This is a genomic window from Paraburkholderia sabiae (assembly GCF_030412785.1).
Classification (GTDB): Bacteria; Pseudomonadota; Gammaproteobacteria; order Burkholderiales; family Burkholderiaceae; genus Paraburkholderia; species Paraburkholderia sabiae.
The window spans coordinates 2,838,327-2,859,463 of record NZ_CP125295.1 but is presented as its reverse complement, the minus strand read 5'-3'; the positions used below and the strand labels follow the sequence as shown (position 1 = coordinate 2,859,463).

The 21,137-nt window shown below is 61.3% G+C and carries 20 protein-coding genes; 8 read left to right on the top strand and 12 right to left on the bottom strand.

Annotated elements, in window-relative coordinates; translation table 11 throughout:
* Window positions 1–3 precede the first annotated feature (3 nt).
* Window positions 4–1,770 (top strand): MOSC and FAD-binding oxidoreductase domain-containing protein, encoded by a 1,767-nt coding sequence (locus QEN71_RS12775; RefSeq protein ID WP_201653683.1) that lies wholly within the window; start codon window positions 4–6, stop codon window positions 1,768–1,770.
* Window positions 1,771–1,776: 6 nt separating this feature from the next.
* Here QEN71_RS12775 and QEN71_RS12770 read toward each other — a convergent pair whose 3' ends face one another.
* From QEN71_RS12770 to doeA, 3 genes are all read right to left on the bottom strand, one after another.
* On the bottom strand, window positions 1,777–2,922 hold the full coding sequence (locus tag QEN71_RS12770; protein ID WP_201653680.1) for a porin: 1,146 nt from the start codon (window positions 2,920–2,922) through the stop codon (window positions 1,777–1,779).
* Window positions 2,923–3,085: 163 nt separating this feature from the next.
* On the bottom strand, window positions 3,086–4,180 hold the full coding sequence (locus tag QEN71_RS12765; protein ID WP_201653677.1) for an alcohol dehydrogenase family protein: 1,095 nt from the start codon (window positions 4,178–4,180) through the stop codon (window positions 3,086–3,088).
* A 73-nt stretch (window positions 4,181–4,253) separates the two neighbouring features.
* Window positions 4,254–5,474 carry an ectoine hydrolase DoeA gene (doeA, locus tag QEN71_RS12760; RefSeq protein WP_201653675.1) on the bottom strand — a complete coding sequence of 407 codons (1,221 nt, stop codon included), beginning with the start codon at window positions 5,472–5,474 and terminating at the stop codon, window positions 4,254–4,256.
* A gap of 422 nt (window positions 5,475–5,896) precedes the next feature.
* Between doeA and ehuA the strand changes: the two genes are divergently transcribed.
* The 6 genes from ehuA to QEN71_RS12730 all read left to right on the top strand — a co-directional run bounded on the left by ehuA (window position 5,897) and on the right by QEN71_RS12730 (window position 11,334).
* Complete coding sequence (gene ehuA, locus QEN71_RS12755; protein ID WP_290468252.1) at window positions 5,897–6,799, top strand: ectoine/hydroxyectoine ABC transporter ATP-binding protein EhuA; 903 nt, start codon at window positions 5,897–5,899, stop codon at window positions 6,797–6,799.
* A 64-nt stretch (window positions 6,800–6,863) separates the two neighbouring features.
* A complete protein-coding gene (gene ehuB / locus QEN71_RS12750) occupies window positions 6,864–7,703 on the top strand; it encodes an ectoine/hydroxyectoine ABC transporter substrate-binding protein EhuB (RefSeq protein ID WP_201653671.1) in 840 nt (279 codons plus the stop codon).
* Between the two features lie 74 nt (window positions 7,704–7,777).
* Entirely contained in the window at window positions 7,778–8,437 is a 660-nt protein-coding gene (gene ehuC, locus QEN71_RS12745; RefSeq protein WP_201653668.1) for an ectoine/hydroxyectoine ABC transporter permease subunit EhuC, read from the top strand.
* 4 nt (window positions 8,438–8,441) lie between these two features.
* Window positions 8,442–9,101, top strand: coding sequence for an ectoine/hydroxyectoine ABC transporter permease subunit EhuD (gene ehuD / locus QEN71_RS12740; RefSeq protein WP_201653665.1), 660 nt, complete (start codon window positions 8,442–8,444; stop codon window positions 9,099–9,101).
* Window positions 9,102–9,104: 3 nt separating this feature from the next.
* Window positions 9,105–9,884: an ectoine utilization protein EutA gene (gene eutA / locus QEN71_RS12735; protein WP_201653662.1), complete on the top strand. Its 780-nt coding sequence runs from the start codon at window positions 9,105–9,107 to the stop codon at window positions 9,882–9,884.
* A 94-nt stretch (window positions 9,885–9,978) separates the two neighbouring features.
* Window positions 9,979–11,334 carry an MFS transporter gene (locus tag QEN71_RS12730; protein ID WP_201653659.1) on the top strand — a complete coding sequence of 452 codons (1,356 nt, stop codon included), beginning with the start codon at window positions 9,979–9,981 and terminating at the stop codon, window positions 11,332–11,334.
* Window positions 11,335–11,368: 34 nt separating this feature from the next.
* Here the strand turns inward: QEN71_RS12730 and QEN71_RS12725 are convergent, their stop codons facing one another.
* From QEN71_RS12725 to QEN71_RS12715, 3 genes are all read right to left on the bottom strand, one after another.
* A complete protein-coding gene (locus QEN71_RS12725) occupies window positions 11,369–11,632 on the bottom strand; it encodes a hypothetical protein (RefSeq protein ID WP_201653656.1) in 264 nt (87 codons plus the stop codon).
* Window positions 11,633–11,727: 95 nt separating this feature from the next.
* Entirely contained in the window at window positions 11,728–13,215 is a 1,488-nt protein-coding gene (locus QEN71_RS12720; protein ID WP_201653653.1) for a YncE family protein, read from the bottom strand.
* Window positions 13,212–13,679 (bottom strand): DUF305 domain-containing protein, encoded by a 468-nt coding sequence (locus QEN71_RS12715; RefSeq protein WP_233471975.1) that lies wholly within the window; start codon window positions 13,677–13,679, stop codon window positions 13,212–13,214. Before QEN71_RS12715 ends, QEN71_RS12720 begins: the two co-directional genes overlap by 4 nt.
* A 237-nt stretch (window positions 13,680–13,916) precedes the next feature.
* On the opposite strand from QEN71_RS12715, the gene QEN71_RS12710 reads away from it, so the two are divergent.
* Window positions 13,917–15,185 carry a M20 family metallopeptidase gene (locus tag QEN71_RS12710; RefSeq protein WP_201653647.1) on the top strand — a complete coding sequence of 423 codons (1,269 nt, stop codon included), beginning with the start codon at window positions 13,917–13,919 and terminating at the stop codon, window positions 15,183–15,185.
* A 20-nt stretch (window positions 15,186–15,205) separates the two neighbouring features.
* Here the strand turns inward: QEN71_RS12710 and QEN71_RS12705 are convergent, their stop codons facing one another.
* The 6 genes from QEN71_RS12705 to QEN71_RS12680 all read right to left on the bottom strand — a co-directional run bounded on the left by QEN71_RS12705 (window position 15,206) and on the right by QEN71_RS12680 (window position 20,950).
* Window positions 15,206–16,186 (bottom strand): fatty acid desaturase, encoded by a 981-nt coding sequence (locus QEN71_RS12705; RefSeq protein ID WP_201653644.1) that lies wholly within the window; start codon window positions 16,184–16,186, stop codon window positions 15,206–15,208.
* A 139-nt stretch (window positions 16,187–16,325) separates the two neighbouring features.
* On the bottom strand, window positions 16,326–17,075 hold the full coding sequence (locus QEN71_RS12700) for a CDP-diacylglycerol diphosphatase (RefSeq protein WP_201653642.1): 750 nt from the start codon (window positions 17,073–17,075) through the stop codon (window positions 16,326–16,328).
* 6 nt (window positions 17,076–17,081) lie between these two features.
* A complete protein-coding gene (iaaH, locus tag QEN71_RS12695; RefSeq protein ID WP_201653639.1) occupies window positions 17,082–18,536 on the bottom strand; it encodes an indoleacetamide hydrolase in 1,455 nt (484 codons plus the stop codon).
* 86 nt (window positions 18,537–18,622) lie between these two features.
* The gene (locus tag QEN71_RS12690; RefSeq protein WP_201653636.1) at window positions 18,623–19,531 is read right to left on the bottom strand and encodes a ferritin-like domain-containing protein; all 909 of its coding nucleotides are present in this window, start codon (window positions 19,529–19,531) and stop codon (window positions 18,623–18,625) included.
* A 139-nt stretch (window positions 19,532–19,670) separates the two neighbouring features.
* On the bottom strand, window positions 19,671–19,895 hold the full coding sequence (locus tag QEN71_RS12685) for a transcriptional regulator (protein ID WP_201653870.1): 225 nt from the start codon (window positions 19,893–19,895) through the stop codon (window positions 19,671–19,673).
* A 383-nt stretch (window positions 19,896–20,278) separates the two neighbouring features.
* Entirely contained in the window at window positions 20,279–20,950 is a 672-nt protein-coding gene (locus QEN71_RS12680; protein WP_201653633.1) for an NADPH-dependent FMN reductase, read from the bottom strand.
* Window positions 20,951–21,137 lie beyond the last annotated feature (187 nt).

The window sequence follows — 21,137 nt, the reverse complement described above, 5'->3', positions numbered from 1 at the left end:
ACAATGGCGCGGCTACTTTCAGTGAATGTTGGACTTCCACGCGATATCGAATGGAAAGGCCGTACGGTTCATACAGGCATATGGAAGGAGCCGCTCAAGAAGCGTTGCTGGGCAGCGCGGCTGAATCTGGACGGAGACGGGCAGGGCGATCTCGCTGGACATGGAGGTGAGCATCGGGCCGTGTTCGTCTATCAGACCGAATCGGCGCGTTTGTGGAAAGAGCAGTTGAAATGGCCGGAAGTTGTGTATGGCCAGTTCGGCGAGAACTTCACGATTGAAGGCATGCCGGATTGCGACGTATGCATCGGCGACCGGTATCGAATCGGCAGTGCGCTGTTCGAGGTGACGCAACCTCGGGTGACATGTTATCGCGTGGGTATTCGCGTCAACGAGCCGCGCATGGCGGCATTGCTCACGTCGAGCGGGCGGCCCGGCTTTTACTTTCGTGTCTTAAAGGAAGGCGAGGTCGGGGCAGACGACGAAATAGTCAAAGTGGAGGAAGGCGGCGAGCGCATGACGGTCACCGAGATCAATGCGCTGCTGTATTCTCCGCATCATCCTCGCGAACGCCTTGAGCGGGCACTGCGTATCGATGCGCTTTCGCTGGGATGGAAGCATTCGTTCGAGGCTTTGTTGCGCAGCTCTGTTAGCGGCAACAAGGGAGGCAACGCCGGGCTTGCGCCCGCCTCGGCAGCTCATCCAGGCGCGCCGGGATTTCATCCACTTACGGTCGCGTCGATTGTCGCGGAGTCCGTCGATGTCGTTTCGTTTGCTCTTCGGCGCGCGGACGATCGGCCATTGCCGATGGCAGAGCCGGGCCAGTATGTCGTATTGCGTCTTCAGCAGGGGGATGGAAAGCCACCGCTCTATCGCAGCTATTCGCTCTCCAATGGTCCGTCATCGCTGGAATACCGGATCAGTGTCAAACTGGAAGCGGGAGGCGTCGCCGCCGCTTATTTGCATGATCGCGTGCGCGTTGGCGATGTCATCGATGTCAGCGCCCCTCGTGGAAGTTTCGTGCTATTGGAGAGCACGAGTCCTGTTGTGCTTCTCAGCGCGGGTATCGGCGCGACGCCCGTTCTCGCGATGCTGAATACGCTGTCGTCGCAACACTCGACGCGGCAGGTCTGGTGGCTGCATGCGGCTCGCGATGGACAGCATCATCCGTTCGATGCCGAAACTCAGCGCTTCGCTGATGCGCTTGCGCATTGCCGTCGCTATATCTGCTTCAGCAAGCCCGACGCCGCGCGTGACCGGCAAGGAGTCCACTACACGGAGACGGGTCATATTTCGCAAGCGATATTAGCGGGCCTGGGTATTCCGGCGGAAGCAGAGGTTTATCTTTGCGGACCGTCCCGCTTCATGACCGATATGCAGACTGCGCTGACGAATCTGGGATTCGCAAAGAGCCAGGTGCACACCGAAATCTTCAATGGAATGGAGTCGATGAATCCGGGAATCGTCGGCGATGCCATTCGTGCGCCGCATCTACCTGAGAACCACGGCACCACCGGTCCGGTTGTGTCCTTTGCCCGCAGCGGAATCAATGTGCACTGGGACGGTTCGACCTACCAGAGCATCCTGGAGTTGGCCGAAGCCTGCGATGTTCCCGTTCGCTGGGCCTGCCGGACGGGTGTTTGCCACAACTGCGAGAGCGGATTGGTCTCGGGAACCGTAGCGTACAGTCCGGAGCCGCTCGACAAGCCCGCAGATGGCAACGTGCTCATCTGCTGCTCGCAACCTGCCGGTGATACGGTCATTGATCTCTAGAAATCTCTAGAATCGCGTACGTATGCCTACTGCACCGACAACCTGGTTTGCAGTCGTCGATGCTCCGCCCGAGTTGTTGACGAATGCGACATAGCCATGCCCCGTTACGTGCTGATACATCCCTTCGATATAGACATCGGTCCGCTTTGAAAAGGCATAGACCGCCTGAAGGTTGACCTGATTCCATTTCGGGTCTTCGCTGAAACTCGTGGTTTGGGTCACGTGTCCATCGGTATAGGTATAAGAAGCGCCCAACGTGACGGCATGCGTGAGCGCATATTTTCCGCTGACTTCATAGTTATCGAATCGTAGCGTGCCGTTGTTGGAGCCGAACGAATGCGTGCCCTGAAACTGGCTGTGCGAGTATGAGAAGCCCACGGTCGCTCCGCCAAAAACATAGCTGACGACGGCTGCGACCGTGCGTTGCACATCCGCTCCGAGCTGAAAGCCGCCAGTGCCGTTCGATTGAGTTTCGGCTGGATCCAGCGCACCCGACGTATTGGTTGTGGAGTTGCTTCCATTCGCCTGGAGATACGCTGCCGCCAGGTTCAATGGGCCGTGGTTATACGCGACGCCCACGCTATAGGCGCGATTGGCTGCGAAATCCGGATTGTTCGAAAACGCATAGAGCCCGCCGAACCGGAAGCCGTAGTACTCGATGCTCGAATACTTGAGTGCGTTATTCATCCGTATCGAGTGATCGAGGTTATCGTTGTCGTACGGATGTGCGAAGCTCGCGTCGCCGAATGTGCCCGCCACGCCTGTCAATGGTTCGACGAAGTCAGTCAGAAAGTCGTACTGTCTTCCTAACGTCACGGTGCCGAACTGGTCTGTGGACAAGCCGACAAATGCCTGTCGTCCGAACAGTCTGCTGTTCTGACCGAGTTTGCCGTTTTGGATATTGAAGCCGTTTTCGAGGACGAATATCGCGTGAAGTCCCGAACCGAGATCTTCCGATCCGCGAAGGCCAAAGCGGCTACCGTTTATCTGACCGCTAGTGGTCTGAAACAGCGAACCATGCGATGTGCCCTTGTTGACGTTATTCGTGTATGAGAGACCCGCGTCGATCAGTCCATAGAGCGTGACGGAACTCTGTCCATACGCGGAAGCAGCGACGAAACTGGAAATCGCGACAAAGGTCAGCTTCTTCATCTTCTCGCCTCTGCAGTCAGACAGTACTTTGTATTGAGAAGTATCGTGTACTGTCGACGTTTTTCAAATGCGAGGCGGTAAAGACAGTTTTTGCATCCAGTCAACGGTTGACGCGCGGACCCGCAAAGATACGCGGGTCCGGCTTCTTTCAGGCGGGTGTTACTCAGGCCATAACAGCCACTTCACTGTAATGCCTGTCCGGCACAACAACGATATTGCCGACGAAGCGCTTCCCCATGAATTGCGTTTGCGCTTCATGAAACTTCGACAGCGGATACGTTGCGGCAAGAACGGGTTTGATCGTGCCCGTCTGAATATAGTCGAGCACGCGCCTGAACGCGCCGCGTGTGCCTTGCGATGATCCGTTCAACTGCAACTGCTTCAGGTACATGGTTCGCAGATCGAGTTGAACCACGGGCCCGGCAATCGCACCTGCCGTCGTATAGCGGCCTTCCGGGCGAAGGATGTTGAGCAGCTTGCCGAACAGCGCACCGCCGACCAGATCGGCCACCACATCGATCGGCTTGCCGCCCGTCATCTGTTCGACAGCGGCAGCGAAATCCGGGCTCTCGCGCAGCATCGCACCTTCTGCGCCGAGCTTCAGCACGGCTTCTTCCTTGCCCTCGCTGACCACCGCGTACGGAATGGCGCCGCGCGCGCGGCACAATTGAATGATGGCCGATCCGACGCCACCCGAAGCACCCGTAATCAGCACCGTGTCGCCGCTCTTGACGGCGGCGCGCTCGATCATCTGCTCGCCCGTGTGATACGCGCACCAGAAGGTCGCGAGTTCGGCATCGGAGTACGAGGAATCGACGCGATGCGCGCTCCCGGAAGAGACCGCTGCGTATTCGGCGTAGCCGCCGTCACGGCCGTGGCCGACATAGTCGATGTCGGCGAGGCTGTCGTCGTCGCGGTTATAGATCGACGCGTCGACGATTACCCGTTCGCCGATACGCGTTTCGCTGACGTCGCTGCCCACGGCGACCACGCGTCCCACGATGTCCGCGCCCTGAATGCGCGGGAACGACAGCGTCGAGCGTCCGCGCCGCCAGGTCGAAACGGCTTGCGGATCGTCGTCGGTGCCGTATGCACCTTCGCGCACCCAGACGTCGGTGTTGTTCAGTCCGCACGCAGTGACGTCGAGCAACACTTCGCCCGGCTGACAGACGGGAACGGGCACGTCGTCGCGATAGACAAGCTTGTCCAGGCCGCCGTGCGCGGTCAGCACGACGGCCTTCATGGTCTTTGGAAGCATGATTGTCCTTTTATGATCCCGTCGCGCGAAGCGAGAAGCGCGCGCGGACGGGTTCCAGGCAGAGGTGAAAGCCTTACGGCTTGACGAACAGCTTGCGCGGCGTGTTGCAGAGCGTCTCGACGCCCGTCTCGGTGATCAGAATACTTTCAGTAATTTCGAGGCCCCAGTCGTCGAGCCACAGGCCGGGCATGAAATGGAACGTCATACCGGGTTCAAGCACCGTCTTGTCGCCTGGACGCAGGCTCATCGTGCGCTCGCCCCAGTCGGGCGGATAGCTCGCGCCGATGGGATAACCGCAACGGCTGTTCTTTTCGATGCCGTACTTGTGCAGCATCGCGAAGAATGCATTGGCGATGTCTTCACATGTATTGCCCGGTTTCGCCGCAGCAAGCCCTGCTTCGATGCCTTCCACCACCGCGCGTTCGCCGTCGAGGAAATGCTTCGGCGGCTTGCCGAGATACACCGTACGCGACTGCGGGCAGTGATAGCGCTTGAAGCAGCCTGCAATTTCGAAGAATGTGCCCGCGTCTTTCGCAAAGGGCGTGTCGTCCCAGGTCAAATGCGGGGCAGCGGCGTCGGCGCCCGTCGGCAGCAGCGGCACAATTGCCGGGTAGTCGCCGCCATAGCCATCCACACCGGTAATTCCTGTTGCGTAGATCTCTGCGACCAGGTCATTCTTGCGCATGCCGGGTTCGATTCGCTCGACGATATGCGCATGCATCTGTTCGACGATTCGTGCGGCCACGCGCATGTATTCGATCTCGCGCGGCGATTTGACTGCGCGTTGCCAGTTCACGAGCGCGGTAGCGTCCTGCCACTTGGCGTTCGGCAGATTCGCGACGAGCGACCGGTAAGCCGCGGCGCTGAAATAGTAGTTATCCATTTCGACGCCGATACGCAATGCGCCCCATCCGCGTGCATCGATCACTTCTTTCGCGAGGTAATCCATCGGATGGCGAACGGGCGACTGCACATAATGGTCCGGGTAGCCGACGATATGCTCGTGCTCCATGAACACCGTGCGCTTCGCGCCGTTAGCGTCCTGACCGCGACCGAACCACACGGGCTCGCCATCAAGTGCGAGCAGCACGCACTGATGCACATAGAACGACCAGCCGTCATAGCCGGTAAGCCACGCCATATTGGTCGGATCGGACACGATCAGCAGTTCGATCCCTGCGGCCTGCATTGCTTTGCGCGTTTTGGCGAGACGCGTGGCGTACTCGGCGCGCTCGAACGGCAGACGGACGCCAGGCGTCGCGTTACGCGTTTCCGTTTGCGTTGTCTCTGACATGTTCCCCTCTCTCTTGCGTGAGGTCGGTTCTAGAAGTGACGCCTCATGCGTGTTCTCCTACGCGTGACAAAGCGCCTCTGGGTATTTCTGCGCGCAGTCTAATGCGGCGAAAAAGCCGCTTCGAATGTGCTAGTTCAATCTTCGATACCCGCATGTAAAGCACTCGACATCTGTTCCGATTGTCCAGGTATTGGCCCTGGGTAGGTACACCCATTCGATGCATGGAGAGCCGCGTGGCGCGGCATTGCGAGGCGCGCTGTTGCAGCGTTGGAAAAAGAATTGTTCTAGAGCAATCGGATCGTGAATATGGCTTTGTATTCTGATTTGCATAGCGGAACGGGCAAGCCGGCATCAGTACTGCGCGCCGATGCCAATGCCCCACGTTCCATCAAGCCCAGCATGACAAACGGGATCGAATCGAGATGACAACCGCGCGAGTCGCCGACATGCCAAGCGTTTCAGATATTGCCCCGGCGGATTTCCCGCCTGACTCACGAGTTGCACGTAATCACGCTGCCGAAGCGCGTGTCGAAGCCCAAAAGAACAAGCCCCTGATCAGGATCGATCGCGTGACGAAGCGCTATGGCGCGCTGACCGTGCTCGACGAGTTGTCGCTCGATGTCATGCCCGGCGAAAAACTCGCATTGATCGGTCCATCGGGTTCGGGCAAGACCACGATCCTGCGCATTCTGATGACGCTCGAATCGATCAACGGCGGTCACGTCGAAATCGATGGCGAACAACTCTTTCATATGCAGCAGGGCGGCCGTATGGTGCCCGCAAACGAGCGGCATCTGCAGAAGATGCGCTCGAAAGTCGGCATGGTGTTTCAGCACTTCAATCTGTTTCCGCACAAGAGCGTGCTCGAGAACATCACGCTCGCGCCGATTCTGACCAAAGGCGAGAGCCGCGAATCGGCAGAGAAGCGCGCGATGGAACTGCTCGACATGGTCGGCATGGCCGACAAGGCGAAGAGCCGGCCCGCGCAGCTGTCGGGCGGCCAGAAGCAGCGCGTGGCGATTGCGCGTGCGCTCGCGCTTGCACCGCGAATCATGCTGTTCGATGAAGTGACGTCGGCACTCGACCCGGAACTCGTCGAAGAAGTGCTGAACGTGATGCAACGTCTCGCGAAAGAGACCGACATGACGATGTTGCTCGTCACGCACGAAATGGGCTTCGCGCACGACTTCGCCGATCGCGTGCTGTTCTTCGACCGTGGCCGGATCGTCGAAGAAGGCAAGCCCGAGGACATATTCAGTCATCCGGAGCATGAACGCACGAAGGCGTTTCTGCGCAAGATCATCGCGGCAGGTCACAGGCTCTGAACAGTTTTTTCCGTTACTGAACACACACGCCGTTGCATACCACCACGCTCGAGGAGCCAAAAATATGAAACTGAAGGCCATTCTGATCACGGGAACCCTGTCGCTGCTGACGCTGAGCGGCGTTGCCTCCGCAGAGGACAAGCTGACGCAACTGAAGGAGCAGGGCTTCGCGCGCATTGCGATCGCGAACGAGCCGCCGTTCACCGCAGTCGGCGCGGACGGCAAGGTGACGGGCGCGGCACCCGATGTGGCGCGCGCGGTGTTCAAGAAGCTCGGCGTCAATGACATCGTTGCGTCGGTCTCCGAGTACGGCGCGATGATTCCCGGCCTCGCAGTGGGCCGGCATGACGCGATCGCGGCGGGCCTGTTCATGACGCCGCAACGCTGCGCGGCCGTTGCATATTCCCAGCCGGTGCTGTGTGCCGTCGAGGCATTCGCGGTGAAGAAGGGCAACACGAAGAGCATCAAGACGTACGAGGAAATCGCCAAAGATCCTAAGGCGGTGATCGGCGTGGAAGGCGGCACCACCGAGCAGAAGCTCGCGACCGCCGCACATATTCCGACCGATCGCGTAGTCATTGTGCCGGACGGACAGAGCGGACTGAAGATGCTTCAGGACGGCCGCATCGACGCATTTGCATTGCCGCTGCTGTCGATCAGCGATCTGCTCTCGAAGGCGAAAGACCCCAACCTGGAATCGATCGCACCCGTGCAGGGCACGCCCGTGCAATGCGATGGCGTCGCGTTCCGCAAACAGGACACCGCACTGCGCGATGCATTCGACGTCGAGTTGAAGAAGATGAAGGAATCCGGCGAATTCGCGAAGATCGTCGAGCCTTATGGGTTCTCCGCGAAAGCGGCGATGTCGACGAGCCGCGAGAAGCTGTGCGCCGGATCGAACTGAAGCCATTCGGGGCCGCCTGATATGCAACCGTATGCACGTCCGGCGGCCAGCCTGAAGTACTGCGAGGTCCGTTTATGAGTGTCTGGTCCGGCTATCTTCTGCTCATTCTGAAAGGCGCCGAAGCCACCGTCGAACTGACGGTGATGGGCACGGTGCTCGCGCTCGTCATGGCCTTCGTCGCAGGGCTCGGCCGATTGTCGCGGTTCGTCGCGGTGCGCTCGCTGGCCACTGCGTACATCGAGTTTTTCCGCGGTACGTCCGTATTCGTCCAGCTGTTCTGGGCGTACTTCGTCCTGCCGATGGCGGGGTTGACGTTGACTCCGCTGCAGGCCGGCATTCTCGCGCTCGGCCTGAACGTCGGCGCATATGGCGCGGAAGTGGTGCGCGGCGCGGTTGTCGCGATTGGCCAGGAGCAGAAGAACGCCTGCATCGCGTTGAATCTGACGCGCTATCAGCGCATGCGTCACGTGATCCTGCCGCAGGCGTTGCCGTTGATGCTGCCCACCTTCGGTAATAACGCAATCGAATTGCTCAAAGGCACGGCCGTCGTTTCGCTGATTTCGCTTGGAGACATGACGTTCCAGGCGCAGGTCGTGCGCTCGCAGACTGGTAATACGTTGATCCCGTTCGCGACGATACTCGCGCTTTACTTCGCGATGGCGTGTCTGATCGCATTCGGCATGCGCAAGCTCGAACGCCGGATGAGCTTCGGTCTTGATGGAATGAGGAGATAAGCGCATGGAATGGGACTGGAGTTTCGCGCGCCAGATCTTGCCGATCCTGCTGCAAGGGCTGGAGATCACGGTGCTCGCCACGGTGCTCGGCGCGGTCGTCGCGGCTGTGGTCGGCATGGTGTTCGCGATTCTGCGCCTGTCGCCGAATCGCGCGGTTGCGAATACCACGACAGCCGTAGTGAGCTTCATTCGCGGCACGCCTTTGCTCGTGCAACTGTACTTCGTGTTTTACGTGTTGCCGGACATCGGCATAAAGATGCCCGCGCTTGCGGCCGGCGTGCTCGCGCTTGGCCTGCACTATGGGACGTATGCGGCGGAAGTCTATCGAAGCGGTATCGAGAACGTGCCGCGCGGGCAATGGGAAGCGGCGAAAGCGTGCAATCTGAATCCGGCGCAAACGTGGCAGCACATCATCCTGCCCGAAGCCGTGCCGCCGATGCTGCCCGCGCTCGCGAACTATCTGATTTCGATGTTCAAGGAAACGCCGCTGCTGTCCGCGATTACCGTGCTCGAACTGATGAACGAAGCGAAGATCATCGCGAATACGGACTACCGCTACCTTGAACCGATGACGCTCGTCGGCGTGCTGTTTCTGTGTATCAGCCTGATCGCCGTGGCCGCTGTGCGACTGCTCGAAAAGCGCTTTCCTCCTCTTGGGCATTGACCGATGCAGACTGACATTCAATCCGCCCAGCGCGCGCCGCGTCTCGATGAACGGGCACTTGAGAAACGCATCGGCCTCGTGATTCTCGCGACCGATCACACGACCGAACCGGACTTCGCGGCACTCGTCGCGAGCGAGCGTATCGGTGTCTACGTGAATCGCGTGCCTTATGTGAACCCGGTGACGCCGGACAATCTGCGCGCGATGCAGCCTTCGCTGACGGCGGGCGCCGCGCTGATTCTGCCCGACGAAGCGCTCGACGTCGTGATGTATTCGTGCACGTCGGCGTCCGTGATGATCGGCGACGCGCAGATCGACGCGGCGATTCGCGCGGCGAAACCGCAAGCTCAGGTGGTCACGCCGACAGCCGCGGCCGTGACCGCGCTGCGCGCGCTCGACGCGCGGCGCATCAGCGTGCTCACGCCTTATACGGTCGAAACGAGCGGTCCGATGGCCGATTACTTCACCGCGCAAGGTTTCGTGATCGATCGCTTTACGTGCCTGGGTTTGAGCGACGACCGCGAGATGGCACGCATCTCGCACGACGATATTGTCGAGTTCGCGCGTGACGCGATGGCCGACGAGTCCGACGCGCTTTTCATTTCGTGCACGGCTGTGCGAGCGGCCGCCGTCATCGCGTGGATCGAGTCGCTAATCGGCAAGCCCGCGGTGAGCAGCAATCTGGCGACGGCGTGGATGTGTCTGCGCCTTTGCGGCGATAACAATGCAAAGTCCGAACACGGACGACTGATGACGCTGCCGTTGCCGTCGCTCGAAGTTTGAGCGGCGCATCTAACGGCAAGCGCTAACTACTATCTGTGTTGTCGATGCGGTCGGGGGCGAAGTCGCATCGCTGGAGATTCAGGAGGGAGGGACGATGGGCTACGCACATTCACATGCATGGGAAGGCGAGGCGGAGCAGCGCCAGTCGACGAGTCTGTTGTGCCGCGCAATCGCGGCATCGGCGCTCGGCAACGCCACGGAGTGGTTCGACTACGGCATCTACGCCTACGGTCTGACCTACATATCGGCGGCGCTTTTTCCGGGCAGCACGGCTCAGGCCACGTTATTCGCGCTCGCCACGTTTGCGATTTCATTTCTGGTCCGTCCGCTGGGCGGTCTGTTCTGGGGTCCGCTCGGTGACCGCCTCGGCCGCAAGCAGGTGCTCGCGATGACGATCATCCTGATGTCGCTGGCCACGCTGCTGGTCGGACTCGTACCGACTTACGCGCACATCGGCTGGTGGGCGCCGACGCTGCTGATCGTTCTGCGCATGATCCAGGGCTTTTCGACGGGCGGCGAATACGGCGGCGCGGCGACTTTCATGGCCGAATATGCGCCGGACCACAAGCGCGGCTTTTGCGGCAGCTTCCTCGAGTTCGCCACGCTCGCGGGCTTTTCGCTCGGCGCGCTGTTGATGCTCGGCTGCTCGGTCGTGCTCGGCAACACCGCGATGCACGATTGGGGATGGCGCCTGCCGTTCCTGATCGCGGCGCCGCTCGGGCTGATCGGCTTCTATCTGCGCTCGAAACTCGAAGACACGCCCGTCTTCGTCGAACTGGAACGCACGAGCCGTACCGACAAGCCAAGCGACAAGCAGAGCTGCGTCACGCTGAAGGCGCTGATTGCCGATTACTGGCGGCCCCTCGTGTTGCTCGGTGGACTGGTGGTGGCGCTGAACGTGGTGAACTATGTGTTGCTCGCCTACATGCCGACCTTCATGCAGAAGCAGCTCGGCATGAGCGACAACATGTCGTTGCTGGTGCCGCTGATCGGCATGCTCACGATGATGGTGTTTCTGCCGTTCGCCGGGACGTTCTCCGACCGGGTCGGCCGCAAGAACGTCTGGTGGTTTTCGCTTGTCGGGCTTTTTGTCGCCGCGATTCCGATGTTCCTGCTGATGAAGCATGGTCTCGCCGGCGCATTGATCGGCTTCTCGGTGCTCGGTCTGCTGTACGTGCCGCAGCTTGCCAGCATCTCGGCGATGTTCCCGGCGATGTTCCCGACACAGGTGCGTTATGCAGGGATGGCGATCGCATATAACGTGTCGACGTCGATCTTCGGCGGCACGGCGCCGATGGTCAACGAGTGGCTTATCGCACGCACCGGCAATGTGCTCGTGCCGGCGTACTACATGATGGCCGCGTGCGCGATCGGCGCGCTGGCGCTGATCTTCGTCACGGAGACGTCGGGTTGTTCGTTGCGCGGGCGCGGCATTCCGGGCAAGGCATGATGCATCGGTAAAGCGGTTGCGGGCGCCCCTGCGGTCAAGGGGCGCTCTTGTCGTCTATCGCACGCTGCGCGGCGGTCAATCCGGTTGTCAAGGCGTCGTCTACCGTGTCGAAGACAAGGTTGCCTTCCTTGACGAGCCGGATCGGTACACCTATGGGCCTTCTCGGATCCGCCGTGCAGATACTCACCACCGCAACGTACCCCACCGGGGGACCGTATCTGAATTCGCCCGATACGGCCCGCACGGAATCGAGCGTCACGGTGATCTCAAAGCCCTTGTACGAGATCGTTTTTTCCATCGATTCACTCCCAGTCTGACGGACTGCAATTGAACAGCCTGCGTCAGCAATAAAGTTAAAGATGTGGGTTTGAAAAATCAACAGATTCGATACCGTTATGGCGACTGCACCTGGACAGGCGCGCCAGGCTTGTCCGCTCCTTGCGGGGCGACCACGAGATAGCGGCGCCTTTCGCCCGCCTTGCCTGCATTGCCCGTTCCGGGCGTGACCAGCTGGCGAATCTGCCCGAGCGCATTGACGATCGCCGAGCCCGCCGGATTGGACATGAAATTCGCGAGCACTTGCAGATCGCCTTTGCCATTGGCGTTGTCGGCGAGAGCCAGTACGTAGGGCTGTTTCGGTTGCAGACCCGTGACGGCGGCCTGCAGAACCTGCACGAGACCCTGATCGAACAATGCGACAGTCGTAGGTGTGCTGGACGCGTTGTTAGCTTTGCCCGACCCTATCGGCACGAGCACGATGTGGACGCTCTGACCCGCGAGGCCCAGCGTCTGCAGGTTCAGCGTGCCGTCGCCTTCCGGTACTGCGTCCGGTACATAGGTTACCGCTTGCGGCGCCTGACCGATGGGCACCGTTGCGATGACCGTGTTGGTCGATGTGTCGATAGCCGTCATCGCATCGGCGTTTTCGAGGCCGACGTAGATGCGGCTGCCGTCGCCCGATGGCCATATCCCATGCGGCAGGTTGCCGACGGGTATCGTCGCGACCTGCGAGAAGTCATCGGTTCGAAATACCTTCACCACGTTCAGGCCGCCGACGCTGACGTACGCGAACGTGCCCTTGTCGTTATGCACGATGTTCACGTGATTCGTGATCGGGCCTGTGTCGAGTGTCGTGATCGGCGCGAATGGCGGTCTTGCATCGAACACCTGGACCTTGCCCGTGTCCTTGAGCGTGAACCAGACCTGCTTGCCGTCGGGCGTTGCCGCGAGGTCGGGACAGAAGGGGCTGGCCTGCCTGACCGTGCCGACGATCTTGTGATCGGCGACGGACACCACTTCGGTCTCCGGGTTGAAGGACGAACAGACATAGCCGTACTTTCCGTCCGGCGAAAAGATCTGCATGCCGGGACCGGACGGGACCGTGATGCGCGATTTCTCCTCGTATGTTTTTCCGTCGAGTACCGCAACGTAGTTTTCGCCGCGCACGGTCACCCACACTTCTTTTCCATCGGGCGTGAAGAAAGCCTCGTGAGGAGAGCGGCCCACGTAGGTGACATGCCTGACGGCGTTGGTCTGCGTATCGATGAACGAAACCGAGTTCGATCCGATCGAGACAACCGCAATCGTGCGATGGTCCGGCGAGAAACCCATGCCGTGAACCAGCAATTGACCTTTGTATAACGGACTGAAATTGCCCGGCGACGGATCGCCGAGGCGAATCAGTCCGAGCAGCCTGTTGTCGGCGGGGTCGATCACCGACACGGTGTTCGAGAACTGTTCGGCGGCGTAGACACGATCGTGATGGCTGACGGGAATGTCGGGATCGGACTGCGACCCGGGGGCCTGGCCCGCCCACGCGAACTGCGCTGCGATGAGCGCGCTTGCAGAGAACGCGACGGCGATGATCGATGGGCGTTTCATCGTTGATCCCCTTGCATAGGGTGTGGCATGTTCATTTGCATGCCGTGACCGGTGGCCTGAGCGGGGGCGGGTGCAGTTGCTGGCAATGGCTGCCCGATCGCAACGTGCATCGCGACGATTTCCTGCTGCTGCTCGACGACGATCTCTTGTGCAATACGGCGCAACTGTTCGTTGTGTCCGTAGCGCAGTTCGGCCTGCGCCATGTCGATCGCGCCTTGATGGTGAGGCACCATCATCGCGACAAAATCGCGATCGACGTCACCCGTCGGTGTCGCGGACATGCCGTCCATCATTTTCGTCATGGCGGCATGGTTCTCCGCCAGAAACGCCGCTTCGCCGGATGTCGATGTCGCGTCGGTCTGTAAGCCGGCTGTCATGGCTGGCGTGTTGCATAGAGTCGGGATCGCTACGGCGACGGCGATCTTCAGCATCGTCCGCACGTTGCGAGGGCTTGGGATACGCACGATTTTTCTCCTGTTGTGGCAAACAGGTATTTCATTGGATTTCGCGCAGAGGGAGAGGCCAGGCGCGATCGGGTTGCCGCGGTATCGCTTGTCGATGAACTATCGCGCAGGTCGGCGGATCGTGCAGGGATGGTGGCGCGTGCCCACTTTCGTATCGAAGTTGAAGGGTTGGCCGCCTAGACTTCGATGGCCGGCGATCGGGCTACGCGTCCGGCGCGACGATAGACGGAGCTGTCCATGTCGAAACTGGTCGGAACGATGGCGAGTGCGATCGATATCCTGTTGCCGGATCTCGAAGCGATCTACAAGGATCTGCATGCGCATCCTGAACTGTCGATGCAGGAGGTGCGAACCGCGCAGATCGCAGCAGATCATGCGCAGAAGTTCGGTTACGAAGTGACCCGCAACGTCGGCGGTACGGGAGTGGTGGCCGTGCTGCGCAACGGCGACGGCCCGACGGTCATGCTGCGCGCCGACATGGATGCGCTGCCGATGGCGGAGGCCACCGGGCTGCCATACGCGAGCACGGTAACGGCCAGGGATGAAGACGGAGTCGAGGTCGGCGTCGCGCATTCGTGCGGTCATGATCTCCATGTAACCTGGCTGATGGGTGTCGTGCGCCTGATGGCCGAACACCGCGACGCCTGGCGCGGCACGCTGATGGCCGTCTTTCAGCCGGGCGAGGAAGTGGGGCGCGGTGCGCGCAGCATGATCGACGACGGCATGATGACGCGCTTCCCCAAGCCCGACGTGATACTGGGTCAGCACGTGATGGTCGGCATGGCGGGTACGGTCAGCTATCGGAGCGGCACGATCCTGTCGGCGGGCGACAGTCTGAAGGTCAGGCTGTTCGGCCGTGGCTCGCACGGTTCGCAGCCGCAGACGTCCGTTGACCCGGTCATCATGGCGGCATCGACGACGCTGCGTCTGCAGACCATCGTTTCGCGTGAAATTTCGCCGCGCGACAGCGCTGTACTGACTATCGGCGCACTCCAGGCGGGCACGAAAGAAAACATCATCCCCGATGACGCCACGCTCAAACTCAATATGCGCACCTTCGATGACGATGTGCGCGAGTACATGCTGGGCGCCATTCGCCGCATCTGCTGCGCGGAATGCGCGGCATCGAACGCGCCGCGCGAACCCGAATTCACTACGCTGTCGAGTTATCCGCTGACGATCAACGACGAAGCGACGATCGAGCGACTAGGCGCTGCGTTCAAAAGCCACTTCGGCGAGCGCGCTTACGAAGCGCAACCCGCTGCGGCGAGTGAGGACTTCAGCGTGTTCGGTCGTGAATGGGGTGTGCCTTACGCATTCTGGTTCGTCGGCGGAACGGATCCGGACCAGTTCAAAAGCGCGTTGGCCGCGAAAAAGCTCAATGAAATTCCGAGCAACCATTCGCCGAAGTTTGCCCCTGTACTCAGCCCGACGCTGCGCACGGGACTCGAAGCGATGCTGTGCGCGGCGGGGGAATGGCTGGGTAAGCTGGACGGTGATGAGTGAATCGTCTGTCTGTTCTGCTGTCACGCGCTCGCGGCACTGGTCGTCGTCGGGATCGTACCGGACGGCGCGCCATGCGTCGGATGCGCAACGGGCGACCATGCATAGAGCCCCGCCCATTCGCTATAACCGTTCACCACAAAACCCCCGCAGCGATCGATGTACCGCTGACGCGACGTTTCATAGACACCTCGGAGCGCAAACCACGGCACATGCGGCAGATCGTGATGCACGAGGTGGTAGTTGTTGTTCAGAAACAGCAGACGCCAGAACCACGCGGCCTCGTTGATGACGGAACGATGTTCGTGCGAAGCGGCCGCACGATGTTCATAAAACGAGCGCACCGCGCTCAACGCCAGCGCAGGATACGCGACACACGCGATAAACAGCCACGGCGCAATCCCGCACGCACGGTCGAGCCACGCCATCAGCGCAGCGAGCGCGGCGAAATGCGCGAGCCACGCGGGCACATCGGACCAGTCGCCGCGCATCGGCTTGCGCAGCGCCTGAGTCGCCGTCGCAGCAATCGAAAACGCGGGGCCGAGCAGCAGGCGTCCAAAAAACGTATTGCGCGCGACCAGCAATCCGCGCGTCAGCGCTCCCGCCTGACGCCACGCAGCGCCGCTGACGAAATAGCTTTCGGGATCGATCTCGGGATGCGTCAGATGTGGATCGTCGTGATGCTGCAAATGCAGATCGCGATACACGCGATACGGAAACCACGCAGCTAGCGGCGCAAAACCGATCAGTCCGTTGACGAACGCAGAGCGCGTCGGGTGTCCATGCAGCAGTTCGTGCTGCAACGACATGTACCACGCGCTGAACACGGCGAGCAGCGGAATCGCGATGCCCAGACCGAGCGAGCGCGCATGGCTCGCGATAAAAAACCATCCGCCGTAGATCGTGCCGATCAAGAGCCACGTCGGCCATTCGGTGCGCCAGGTGAAGCTGTTGCGTCGTTGCGCGAGCGTGTGTCGTTGTGCGTCGTCGAGATAGAAGGACATTGGCGGATCGGTCGTATTGCAGTCCAACCGATCCTAAAGGCGAGGCCGCCGCAGCCGAACCAATTTGTTCGGCAAAGCATGTGAGCAAAGCGGATTTAGCCCGCGTTATGCGTACGGGCTGAACAAATGCCCAGCGCCTTTACCGATGCATGCCGATCTCGCACGCGTGATCGAGCAGCGGTTCGGCTGTGCCGCTGCCGTCGTCGAGTTCCAGTCCGCTGTTGACGACCAGCCAGCCGTCCTTGTCGCTCGACCCTGCGCCCGTCACGAGAATGGTCTGCTGCGCCATGGCGTCGCTGCCGTGACGGTCGCGCGCGACGATGCGAAACGGGTCGTCATTGCCCTTCAGCGACAGCACGCGCATCACGCGGTATTTGTTGCCGTCGAGCGTCGTCCAGTGCCACTGACCGGGCTCGATCGTGCTGAAGCGCGCGAGGTCCTTGATGATGCCGTCGTGCATGCAGTCCATATGGATATGCAACTGCTGCTGCGAGCGGCGGTACTTCGAATTGATTTCGAGGCCCAGCTGGTTCGGCGGAAACGTCAGGCCGATGCGCGAGCCCACGTATTGCCGCGCGGCCCACGCGTCGGCCCAGTAATCGGGTGCATCGGCGTCGAGCACGCTCGGGCTTTCGATGCCCGTCACGCGATCGGTCGGAATCAGCAGAAACTGCGTGTTGCCGTTGATGTCCTTGAGGATCGCGTAGCGCTTTTGCAGATCGACGGAGGTGCAAAAGCCGGGACTGCCCGACGCGCGTGCAGCGGGCACGCACTGATGGTCGACGATATTCCAGAGTGCGTTGGGGTCGGCTGCCGCGATGAGCGCACAGCCGGACGTCCACAGCGCGACGGCAAGCGCCGCCAGGTGCCTGATGCGTGGTCGGATCATGAAGAGTCAGATGGTTGGAGCGGGCACCGTGCCGAGCAGTGCTTCGAACGCGATGCCGATGGCGAGCAGCCGGCGGTCGCTGCCGAGCGGCCCGTCGAGTTCGATGCCGACGGGCAAGCCTTCCTGCGTGAGCCCGGCGGGCAGCGACAGGCCCGGAATGCCCGCGTTGCTGGCGGGATCGGTATTGCGCAGGTAGGCCGTCATTTCTTCGATGGCAGGCGAGCCGTCGATAGACACGATCGACGAGCCGTTCACTTCGTCGATGGGAACGGCCACCAGCCGCGTGGTCGGGAACAGCAGCGCGTCGAGCCGTGCGGCCGCGAACGTATCGGCGTAGTGCTGCTGCAATTGCGGACGCCACGTGTGCAGCGCGTCGGGATACTGCTGCGCCAGAGCGCCCGCCAGTACGGCGTCGTAGATGTCGCGCACATCGGGGCTCGCGATGCGTGCCGCGAGTTCACCCACGGTTTTGACGGGCGCATCGTTCGCGACGAGGTATTCGCGCACGTCGTCGAGCGCTTCGTGAATCGCGATCGGGCCGCCTACCTGTTCGTTCAGACGCATCAGGTCGGGCATTGCGACGGGCACGAAGGTCACACCCGCCGCTTCGAGTTTCGTGAGCGCGCCGCGCGCGACGTCTTCCGTCGAACGTTCGAGTTCGGCCCACAGCGGTTCGGGCAGACCGATGCGCAGCGCGGACAGTTGCACATCGGGCAGCGCCGTGTCGCCCGTGATCACGCCGTCGAGCAGCGCGACATCCGCGACGGTGCGCGCCATTGGTCCGACGGTATCGCGCGTGTGACTGATCGGAACGACGGCCTGCGGATCGTGATAGCGGCGTTCCGCACCGCCGTTGCCCACCGACGGCCGGAAGCCCGCGATGCCCGTCAGCGCGGCGGGGATACGCGTCGAGCCGCCCGTATCGCTGCCGAGTCCGGCAGGCGAAACGCGTGCCGCGACGGCCACGGCCGTGCCGCCCGACGAGCCGCCAGCCATCAACGACGGGTCGTACGGATTGCGCACGGCGCCTGCATGCGGGGCCAGATTCGTGCTCGTGATGCCGAACGCGAGTTCGTGCATGTTGGTCTTGCCGAGCACGATCGCGCCCGCGTCGGTCAGCTTGCGCACGGAGGGCGCGTCCGTCTTCGGCTTGAAGCCGTCGAGCGCGGGCGTGCCCGCCGACGTGAGCAGGCCAGCCGTGTTGATGTTGTCCTTGATGACGACAGGCAGGCCCGCGAGCGGAAGACGGGCTTTTTCGTCGGGCGGCAGGGCGTCGATGCGCTTCGCGGCCGCGAGCGCGCCTTCCATGTCGATGACCGTGAAGGCGTTGAGGGTGGCGAGTGCGGCGGCGCGCGCGAGCAAGGTCGCGACATAGTCGGTGGCGGCGAGGCGCCCCGACTGGATGGCTTCGACGGCCTGGGTTGCCGTCAGCGCGAGCTGCTCATCGACGGTCCATTGCATGTGGTTTGTCTCCCTCGGTTGAAACGTGTCGTGAAAGTGCCCGCGTGCGCGGTCGCACGGCACGTTCATGGGCGTATCCAGTAACGTTACTGCTTGCCCATGAAACGCAGCGCGAGGCGCGCGAGCTTCGGAACGAGCGTCGGACGTACGAGGCGTTTGTCGTAGCCGGCCATCCGTTGGTCGTTTTCCTGGAGACAGAGTTCGATCAGTTGACGTGTCGAGAGTGACTGGCCGATGTTCGAACTGTTGGCGGCGAGGAAGTTCGAGTCGTGCGCGACGCCATTCGCGTCGATGCCTTTCGCGATCGCAACGCGGTCCCAGATCAGCTTGACCCAGATCGCGCCGACGCGCAGCGAGTGCCACGGACGCCGCCACCACGGCATCGTGCGGCGATACCACGCGACCCAGTTGATGAAAAAGAGGATGTGGCGCGCTTCTTCCTGAATGACGGGCTCGAAGGTTTCGACGAGTTCTTCGGGGAAATAGCCCGACAGTTGTGCTGAACGAAACAGGCCGAACGCGAAGAAGCTGTCGATGCATTCGCTATAGCCGGTGAACATCCACGCCCATTCGGCGTCGCGCGGTGCGGGGTAGTCGGGTTCGGGCGCGAGTTCGATGCCGTATGCGGCGACGAGGCGTGACAACACATGCTTGTGACGCGCTTCTTCGGCGGCGTCCATTTCGATTGCTTCGCGCACCAGCGGGTCTTGCACCTGCGCGGCGTAGGTCGAGACGCGGATCGACGCGCGGCCTTCCGTCTGCACCGCGATGTCCCAGATGGGCAGCGACGTGATGCGCTTGAGCGCGTCGGGTGGCAACTGCGGCCAGTCGATAACGGCGGGCTTGTACGGGTTGTGCGTTTCAAGCAGCATCCGGCAGAACATCTGCTTGTGTTCGTCCGAGCCGACCCGCATGCGCGCGTGGCCATCGAAGGTCCAGTGCCGCAGCGCATGATCATGAGCGGCTTCTGCTTCTGTGATCAGGGTGTCTGACATGTCAGGCGGAATCTTTGGCTAGTTATTCCGGCTATTCTGTCATAACCCGTTATTTCGTGACGTCGAGCGGGCATACGCCGTGCTGATGCGCACGTTTTACGTGCCGCGCGACGTCAAAAATTGCAATACTGCTCTGCGTTTATTGATGACAGTCGATCCATAAGCGTCCCCAGCGGAACGCATACGCAAGTGCGTGTTCTTCGTCGAAGAAGTAGTCGAGCGCATCGAACGAATAGGCGTGATCGCCGCTCGCGGGCGTGGTCTTTTCGATCGTGAGATTCGCCGCGAAGAGGCCGTTGGGCAGGCGCTGCGCGACGGGCGCGACTTCGTAGCCCTTGTAGCGGATATGCCGGTTGCCCCGCAAAGCCTTCTCCGGCTTCGGATGTTCGGAACTCGTCCGAAAGTGGTTTGGATTCTTCATTGCACTGCTCCCTGCTGCTGATCGTCCCGCCAAGCGTAAGCGACCCCGTTCGACGACTGAACCAACGATTCGTCGGAAGCAAATCAGGCCGGGGAAGCTTTGAGTTTTCGCGAGGGATCTGCTTGGGGAACCGCTAGTTACGGCTCGATTCTGCCGCGTGTGCGGCCGATTGCCCGTGCGTTTTCGTACAGTGCGCGGAAGGTTTCGGACGAGTCCGCCAAGGTATGCGAAAGAGATCCGCGTTGAACGTCAGAACGTCAAAGCGCAAAAACGCCACGCGCCGCATCGAAGCCGCGCGTGGCGTTCGCCAAAGCAAAAGCAGCGGATCAGTTCGCCAGCGCGAGAACCCGCGAACCGCGCGCATCGTCTTCATCATCCGACGACGCCGCATGCGCAGCGACATTCGCCGCATGATGCGAGCGAAACGCGAGCGCGAATTGCGCGGCCTGCTGGCCGACCGTCGACAGCTGATCGACCACTTTTGGATCCGAGCACGTGTCTACGGTTTCGAAGCGCGTTTCGAGCGTATTGATGCCTGCGCCGAACGGCGTCGGCCAGCCGCGCAACGCGTGCACGATCGAACGCAGCGACGTCAGCACGGAACCCGCCGCCTGCCATCCATACGCGGTGACGATACAGCCGACCGCGCGACCGTCGAGATACGGACGCTCGTCGGCGCGCAGTTCTTCGAGCGTATCGAGTGCGTTCTTCACGAGGCCCGATACGCCGCCGTGATAGCCGGGCGTCGCGATGATCAGCGCATCGGCTTGACGCACCGACTCGATCAGTTCGAGTTGCTCGGCAGTGCGCTGCGCGCTTTCGGGTGCATAGTGCGGCAGGCTGTGCAGGAATGCGCCGCCAAACAGACGCGTGCGCGCGCCGGCCTGTTCGGCGCCGCGCAGCGCGAAACCGAGCGCGCGTTCAGTGGACGATGCCGCGCGCGTGGTGCCGCCGATGCCGATCACGAGCGGGCGGCGGTTCTGGTCGAAACGGGTCAACTTCAAGCTCCTTGCTGCAGTGGCGGCCGGCCGGATGCATGTTCGAACCATTGCGACATGCTTCTCATGCGAACGGGCGATGGGCCTGAACCGTCATGTTAGTGACCGATGGTAGCAGCGGGAAACGACTTTTTGTTCTAACGATATAACGGCGTCAGGGTTATCGGCTGCGCACGCGGGCGTGGAT

Coding starts and splice junctions, on each gene's coding strand:
- QEN71_RS12775 (WP_201653683.1), top strand. CDS start 4: ATGGCGCGGCTACTTTCAGTGAATGTTGGACTTCCACGCGATATCGAA.
- QEN71_RS12770 (WP_201653680.1), bottom strand. CDS start 2,922: ATGAAGAAGCTGACCTTTGTCGCGATTTCCAGTTTCGTCGCTGCTTCC.
- QEN71_RS12765 (WP_201653677.1), bottom strand. CDS start 4,180: ATGCTTCCAAAGACCATGAAGGCCGTCGTGCTGACCGCGCACGGCGGC.
- doeA (WP_201653675.1), bottom strand. CDS start 5,474: ATGTCAGAGACAACGCAAACGGAAACGCGTAACGCGACGCCTGGCGTC.
- ehuA (WP_290468252.1), top strand. CDS start 5,897: ATGACAACCGCGCGAGTCGCCGACATGCCAAGCGTTTCAGATATTGCC.
- ehuB (WP_201653671.1), top strand. CDS start 6,864: ATGAAACTGAAGGCCATTCTGATCACGGGAACCCTGTCGCTGCTGACG.
- ehuC (WP_201653668.1), top strand. CDS start 7,778: ATGAGTGTCTGGTCCGGCTATCTTCTGCTCATTCTGAAAGGCGCCGAA.
- ehuD (WP_201653665.1), top strand. CDS start 8,442: ATGGAATGGGACTGGAGTTTCGCGCGCCAGATCTTGCCGATCCTGCTG.
- eutA (WP_201653662.1), top strand. CDS start 9,105: ATGCAGACTGACATTCAATCCGCCCAGCGCGCGCCGCGTCTCGATGAA.
- QEN71_RS12730 (WP_201653659.1), top strand. CDS start 9,979: ATGGGCTACGCACATTCACATGCATGGGAAGGCGAGGCGGAGCAGCGC.
- QEN71_RS12725 (WP_201653656.1), bottom strand. CDS start 11,632: ATGGAAAAAACGATCTCGTACAAGGGCTTTGAGATCACCGTGACGCTC.
- QEN71_RS12720 (WP_201653653.1), bottom strand. CDS start 13,215: ATGAAACGCCCATCGATCATCGCCGTCGCGTTCTCTGCAAGCGCGCTC.
- QEN71_RS12710 (WP_201653647.1), top strand. CDS start 13,917: ATGTCGAAACTGGTCGGAACGATGGCGAGTGCGATCGATATCCTGTTG.
- QEN71_RS12705 (WP_201653644.1), bottom strand. CDS start 16,186: ATGTCCTTCTATCTCGACGACGCACAACGACACACGCTCGCGCAACGA.
- QEN71_RS12700 (WP_201653642.1), bottom strand. CDS start 17,075: ATGATCCGACCACGCATCAGGCACCTGGCGGCGCTTGCCGTCGCGCTG.
- iaaH (WP_201653639.1), bottom strand. CDS start 18,536: ATGCAATGGACCGTCGATGAGCAGCTCGCGCTGACGGCAACCCAGGCC.
- QEN71_RS12690 (WP_201653636.1), bottom strand. CDS start 19,531: ATGTCAGACACCCTGATCACAGAAGCAGAAGCCGCTCATGATCATGCG.